Genomic DNA, 6,665 nt, shown 5'->3' with positions numbered 1-6,665 from the left:
CACCGACGACGGACGCTTTAGGCGCCTCACCGTCCACCTCCCCCCGGCGTACGCACAACGCCTCTTCGACGCCCGCAACACCGGAGCCGGCGACCAGCAGATGCGCGGCATCATCGCCGAGGGCTTCAAAGACGTGTACTTCCAAGACGGCGGAAACCGCGCCCAAGGACTCACCGACGTCACCCTCAACGACATCGACTACCTCGACCTCGACTACTGAACCTCCATCAGACGGCAGACCCGGCCGGGTGCACCGGGCCTGCTGTGACTGAGCGCTTCACTTGGCGAGTGAGCGGTCGAGTTGGCGAACTGAGCACCATGCCTGACGGAGCATCCGGAAAGGGTCGGCTGCGAGGCCGGCCGACGCCCCGCCAGGACAAACGCGTCACCGAAGCAAGCCCCTGACGTGCTCCTTTAGCCCTTGCCGCCTCTGTGGCGGCTTCTTCATTGGCGGGCAGAAACGGGTTACCGAACGCAAGCCCCTGACGTGCTCTTTTAGCCCTCGCCGCCTCGGTGGGGGCTTCTTCATGCGCAGGTCAGCGCTCCCTACAGACCCGCTTACTGACGGCCTCGTTGGTGCCTTGCGCCGCTAACCCACTCGCCCGTCACTGTCGGCCCCACCCCGCTCTGTCCCTGTCCGGGGAGGGCACTTTTTCCCGCCCCCCAACCAGCCTTTGGAGGATCAGTGAGCAACGAGCAGCGCGACCAGCAGCAGGTCCCGGCGACGCAGCAGCAGGCGACACCGCCCAGCCGAGCGGAGTTTGTGAAGAAGGGAGCCGCCGCAGCAATCAGCGGCCTGTCCTCGGGGGCGGCCCGAGCGATCGTCACCCACGTTCTGGGTGACGGCTCATGACTTGCGGGCGTTGGGCAGCGCATGTCAGGACTCCTGGAGCACGCCGACGTCCGCCGGACGCCGCCTGCCGCGGACCGGACCGGCCGCTTTCCGAAGTTATCGCAGTGCCTGCGCGAGCACGTCGACGCCGGACAGCTGAAGGCGATCGAGGACCATCGGAGCGTCGGCATGCCGCAGCACGCCGCCGATTGACTGGCGAGGGGCGGCCCAGAAGCACATCCTCGACCAGCCCGCCGACGACGACCTGGCCGCCTGGGCCCTCGTCCACGCCACCTCACCCGCACCCACCAGGCCGTCACCGCCACCACGCGGGCTCCCGAGGCGGCGAGGTGACCACCATCGTCCTATACGACCAGCCATCCTCGACCCGCCCACCTCGCCGCTTACGCCGGACTCGCTCCAGCGACCCGCAGCTCGGGCTCGTCGATCCGCGGCGAACAACCCTTCCGGCGTGGAAACAAGCAGTTCAGGCGGGCCTTCTTCCTGTCCATGTTCGCGGCCCTGGCCGACCCGGTCACGCGGGCCTACTACGACAAGAAAATCGCTCAGGGCAAGCACCACACCCAAGCCCTCCTCTGCCTCGCGAGACGACGAACCGACGTGCTCTTCGCGATGCTCCGCGACGGCACCTTCTACGAACCCCAACCCGCCCCCACAGGTTGACGAAACCCATACGGGCACCCCCCGACACCATCCACGACGACCCTGCCCGGGAGCGCGTCGAGACGAGCAGTGAAACGCGTGCTGCCGCCGTCGGGCTTCTACGGCCGACGACGTACTGGCAAGAGCTTCCTGTTGCGCCGCCTCTGCCGGAAGTACGGCGGCCTCTACCACATGGTGCAGCGGGAGGAGGCGCCGCTCCCTGCGATGCAGCGCCTGGCCGACGCTATCGCCGCAAGCCGTGGGCTCGGCACCCAGCCGACGGTCGTCACCGGTTTCGTCCGACGGTGTCAGGGGTGGGGATGCGGGGTCATCAGGCCGCAGCCGAAGCCATGGCCTTGCGCAGGCCTTGGACGAGGGTGCGGCGCAGCAGGTCGGGATCGGTGACTTCGAGCGGCCGTCGAAGATGACGGCAACCCTGGTGACCGGCCGTCTCCTCGAGGCGTTGTTGCTGCGAGGTTTGGCGAAGGACAGGTTGCGCTGGTCGCGGTCGAGGAGTTCGTAGCGGTCGCCGTGGTACGGGTGCTTCTTGTACGCCGTGGTGCCCTGGGGCAGCAGCGGTTTGCTGTCGGGTTTCTCGCAGATGCGGAATCCGCAGCGTTCCTGCCGGTCCAGGCGCCACAGCTCCTACGTCGATGCCGACGGCACGGCTCACCGGGTGGGGTCACCACTGGCGACGGCCGGACATCGCTGACCCGCGTCACTCTCAGCCGCTCAACTCCCCTACCCCCAGAGGCCGCACGGTAAGCTTGCACGGCAGGCGCTGGGAGGTGCGATGCGGGGTCCGCACGTTGGTCCTGATCTTGCTGCGGGCCTCGGGCCGCTGCCGGCACAAGCTCTCCACGAGTCGGCGACCCTTCTGAGGCGCCACTACGAGCTGGACCGTTGGCTGTCGGGCGGCGGCGACCGGGTACGGTCGGCGATCGTCTTCGAGACCGATGACCAGCGGACCACCCGCCTCGTCCTGAAGGTGGTTCCGAAGGGGGAAGGGCCCCTTGGCGAAGCCGCTTTCGCCAGGCATCGCCGTGCCTACGACGAGGCGCCGGTCGCCTTCGCAGCCGATCATCTGTCCGCGCTGGTGAACGAACCGATCCGGGTCGACGACGGCTCGTGGATCGTCTTCGAGACGATCGCCGGCGACGACTCCGAGGACGTCGAGGCGCTCGGGGTTCTGCTGCGCACCATGCTGGGCGGACCGGCCTCCCCCGGCGGCCGGACCCCGTGTGATCCCCGGGAGTTCGCGCGGGCGTGCGGTCAGCTGGTCGGCGGGATTCTCGATGAATGGGTCGAACGTCCCCGAACCGCCGCTCGGCCGCTGAGCGTCGCCGACTTCGTCCGGCGGCACCTGCCGGAGCGGATCGAGTCCGGGACCGTGCTGCACCAGTTGTCCGCGACGCACACCGGCGACTGGATCACCCTGGACGGCGACGGCGGCCGCGCACCCAATCCGTTCGCCCTCCTGGAGGGTGCCTTCTACGGTGACGAGGTCACCGTACGGGTGCTCGCCGGAAAGGCGCACGGCAACCTGCGTCCCGAGAACGTGTTGGTACGGGTGCGGCCCAGCCTCTGCGGAACGCTCTTCCACCTGCTCGATCTGGCCCGGTACGAGCCGGACGGAGCGCTGACGCGCGATCCGGTCGGACTCGTCCTGCACATCACCGAGCAGGCCCTGGAAGTGCTCGGCGACTTGGAACGGTCGGCCCTGATCGATGCGCTGGTCCAGCCCGAGCAGGGCCGGCTGGCGATGCTGCCCGGCTGGCTGGCCGCGGTTCTCACGGAGGTGTCGGACGCTTGCGCCCGGTGGCTCAAGGGATCCGGTCTCCAGCCGGAATGGCGCCGACAATGGCTGCTGTCGCTGGTCGGCACCGCGCTGCGGTTCACCGGCGCGACCTCGGACCGGCCGAAGGAACGGGACTGGTTCCTGCGGCTGGCGGCCAGCGCCGTCGGCCGCTTCATGGACCTGGTCCCGGTCGTCGACCACCGTGCCACCCCGGTCACCGCACCGCCCGTCTGCCCGGGGGGAACGTCCGAGCGGCATGTCCTTCCCACCCGACCATGGTCCATGATCGGCAGGTCCGGACTCGTCGGCGAACTGCTGGCCTCGCTCACCGTGGCACGGCCGGTCCGCCAGGTGATCCGCGGTCTGCCCGGTATCGGGAAGACGACGCTGCTGGCGGCCCTGGCCAACGACCCCACCGTGCGGAACTCGTTCGATCACGTGCTGTGGACAGCGCTGGGACCGGCACCGTCCCTCGCTGACTGTCTGCAGTCCTGGCGGGACGGGCTGGTGGGTGAACGCGGTACCCCGGCGAGCCGGCAGAACCTGGCCGAGGAGGTGCGCTGGCTGCTGCGGGACCGAACCGCGCTGCTGATCGTGGACGATGTCTGGGACGTCGAGCACGCCCTGTGCTTCGACGTGGGTGGTCCGCGGTCGACCGTGGTGTTCGGCACGAGACTCACCTCCGTGGCGGAACTCCTCGCCCACGACGAGTCGGAGATCGTGGTGGTCGGGCCGCTCGACGAACAGTCCGCCGGGGATCTGCTGCGCAGGACAGCGCCGCGGATGACGCGGGAGCACCCGGAAACGGCGGCCTGCATCCTCGGTGAGCTGGAAGGTTCACCGCTGGCGATCCGGGTGGCCGGCCGCCTCCTGGAGACCGAGCTGAGACGGGGGTTCGACCTGTCGTCGATCGTCGCCGACGTGCTCTCCCTGCGATCGGTGCTCGCCTCGCGTGCACCCACGGACCGGTTCGACGCCCAGGAGGGCGTACTGCCCACGGTGGAGGCGCTGCTCCGACAGAGCACCTCGCTCCTGGACCCGGCCGACCGGGACCGGTTCGCGATGCTCGGGGTCATGGCGGCGAAGCCGGCGACCTTCGACACCGCTGCGATCGCCGCGATCTGGGAGTCCGAACAGATCTGGCGGCCGCTGCGCAGGCTGCTGGACCGGGGTCTGCTGGAGCCCACGAGTTCAATAAACCGGTACTGGCTGCACAGCCTGCTCGCGGCCCACGCCCGCGACCTCCTGGAGTCCGCGCCGTGACCCTGCTGCGACAGGCCGAGATCCGGCACGCCAGGCATTTCCTCGGGCTCCTGGAGCGGACGAGGAGGATCTCCGACCTGGGCGACATGCGCCGCGCCGCGCTCAGTGTCGAGGACGACTGGCAGAACGTGGCCCAGGCGATTCGCTCGATGATCCGGCTGAGCCGGTCGGACCAGCAGTACGCGGAGCTGCTGAGCCGGATCGTCGACGTGGGCACCTTCTTCATCACGCTGAGGATGACGCCGAGCGAGGAAAGGGAACTCCTCGGCGAGGCGTCGTCCGCGGCCGAGCTGATCGCGGACGAGCGCGCCCTGGCGGCCCATCTCGGCAATCTGGCGCTGGCGCACAAGTCGTTGGGAGACTACGACGAGGCGCTGCGCCTACAACTGCGCGCGATGTCTCTCAACGAGCGCACCGGCTTCGTCATGGGGCAGGCGCAGTGTGTCGGGAACATGGGGAACATCGCACTCGAGACCGGCCGGTACGAGGACGCGCTGGGCCTGTATGCACGCCAACGTGAACTGGCCCGCCTGGCAGGAGATTTCCGGGGCATCGGGAACTCCCGCATGAACGCGGGTCTCGCCCTGAAGAGTCTGGGTCGCCTGGACGAGGCCTTGGCCGAATACGAGTCGGCGCAGTCCGCTTTCGAGCAAGTGGGTGACGCGTTGGGCTCCGGACGCCTCATGGCCAACAAGGCGTCGCTGCTGCGCAGGCTCGGTCGGCTGGAAGAGGCCAGGGAGCTTCTGCATCGTCGGATCGCCTCGGCGGAGGAACTGGGGGACGAGCACGGGAAGGCGTTGGGGATCGCCAATCTGGCCATCCTGGAACGCGACTGCGGGAACTTCACGGAGGCCCTGGATCTTCTCGTACGCGCCTGGGAAAGGCTGTCGGCCAGTGGCCATCGCCGGACCGGTATGCAGGTGCACGCGGAGATGGCCCGCTGTCATACCGGCCTGGGCGACACCCAGGCCGCCCGCGCCGCCGCCGTGTTCGCGGCGGAACTGGCGCGGGAGCACGGGCTCCCTGTCGACGAGGACATCCGCGCCCTGGCGGCCGGTCCGTGAACCGCCCCGGCCGGTCTCACGGCGGCGGGTCACAGCAACTGGAGGATCGACACGGCAAGTCCGAGCAGCCCGAGGACCAGTCCCATCGCCTCCCAGGGATGCCGCCGGACGAGACCCCAGCGGGGCGGCCCCGCGCCGGCCGGGGCGGCCAGGACGGCCGGGACGGCCGGCTCGAGCCCCGCCAGACCGCCGGCGAGGTCGGTGAGCGCCGAGAACAGGATGCGCCTGCCGTCGTCGGCCCTCCCGCTGTTCAGTTCACGTTCGCTGACCCAACGGTCGGCGGGCCCCAGCACGATCCGTTCGCGGCGGGTCCGCAGATGGAAGAGCACGATGCGGTAGCGGGTGAGAATCCCCGAGGTACGGGAGACCGCCAGCCGTTCGAACCGCCGGAGAACGGTGACCGTGTCGCTGTCCTGATGGAAGGAGAAGTCGGTGAGTTCCTCCTCCAGTTCCCTGATGACGGTGTGCTCGATCGTCCCGTCGTCCGGGCGGCGATGGCCGCCGATCAGCTGGTACTGGCGCGACCGTGCGTCGTACTGCACCAGATACCGGCTCTCCCCTCCGGGTGCCGCTCCTTCCTTGATGACGACCTGGGCGATCTCGGCAGCGGCCAGCGGCGAGGCGGAGGTCCCCGTCTCCGCGAAGCGGCGGCTCTCCATGGCGAACAGGAACCGGGGGCCCGACAGGACCGCCGAACCGTCGGCCGATGAATCGGCGCCGGCTTCGGCCCTCCCCCAGTTGAGGAAGACCGCCATCCCCTGGTCGAGGTGCTCCGCGAGACTTCGAATGCAACCGTGCGCGATCGGGGTCGCGGCCCTGAACAGCGGTTCCCCTTGCCCGCTCGTCCGGAGCTCGAGCACACCGAGGACCCCGAGCACGGCCATCGCGGCCTCGGCTCGGGGAGCGTCCCGCTCGTCCAGCCCCGCACGCCGCGCCAGTTCCGCCGGGCCGATGGCCGGCTCCGAGATCGGTGGAACGGCTCTCAGTATCCGCGCCGCCCTCTCCCGGTACGACGCTCCTGCTGCCGACTGCACCACAGCTCCCT

5 protein-coding genes and 2 pseudogenes are annotated in these 6,665 nt (G+C 69.4%); 6 read left to right on the top strand and 1 reads right to left on the bottom strand.

Annotated elements, in window-relative coordinates:
- The 6 genes and pseudogenes from BG482_RS14690 to BG482_RS14675 form a co-directional block, all read left to right on the top strand.
- Positions 1 to 220 (top strand): annotated as a pseudogene (locus tag BG482_RS14690) (XRE family transcriptional regulator); the annotation flags it as partial.
- 465 nt (positions 221 to 685) lie between these two features.
- Positions 686 to 853: a hypothetical protein gene (locus tag BG482_RS43945; RefSeq protein ID WP_176741382.1), complete on the top strand. Its 168-nt coding sequence runs from the start codon at positions 686 to 688 to the stop codon at positions 851 to 853.
- Between the two features lie 21 nt (positions 854 to 874).
- On the top strand, positions 875 to 1,045 hold the full coding sequence (locus BG482_RS43940; protein WP_176741381.1) for a hypothetical protein: 171 nt from the start codon (positions 875 to 877) through the stop codon (positions 1,043 to 1,045).
- 177 nt (positions 1,046 to 1,222) lie between these two features.
- A pseudogene (locus tag BG482_RS14685) lies at positions 1,223 to 1,516 on the top strand (transposase); the annotation flags it as partial.
- 772 nt (positions 1,517 to 2,288) lie between these two features.
- On the top strand, positions 2,289 to 4,556 hold the full coding sequence (locus tag BG482_RS14680) for an NB-ARC domain-containing protein (RefSeq protein ID WP_069769446.1): 2,268 nt from the start codon (positions 2,289 to 2,291) through the stop codon (positions 4,554 to 4,556).
- On the top strand, positions 4,553 to 5,620 hold the full coding sequence (locus tag BG482_RS14675) for a tetratricopeptide repeat protein (protein WP_069769445.1): 1,068 nt from the start codon (positions 4,553 to 4,555) through the stop codon (positions 5,618 to 5,620). Before BG482_RS14680 ends, BG482_RS14675 begins: the two co-directional genes overlap by 4 nt.
- Before the next feature lie 29 nt (positions 5,621 to 5,649).
- On the opposite strand, the gene BG482_RS14670 is transcribed toward BG482_RS14675, so the two are convergent.
- A complete protein-coding gene (locus BG482_RS14670) occupies positions 5,650 to 6,654 on the bottom strand; it encodes an NUDIX hydrolase (protein ID WP_176741380.1) in 1,005 nt (334 codons plus the stop codon).
- Between the last annotated feature and the right edge of the window lie 11 nt (positions 6,655 to 6,665).

The sequence above is a fragment of the Streptomyces sp. LUP30 genome (assembly GCF_001746365.1).
Taxonomy (GTDB): Bacteria; Actinomycetota; Actinomycetes; order Streptomycetales; family Streptomycetaceae; genus Streptomyces.
Note: the sequence above shows the minus strand (reverse complement) of the source record. Positions and strands in the feature narration are given on the sequence as shown.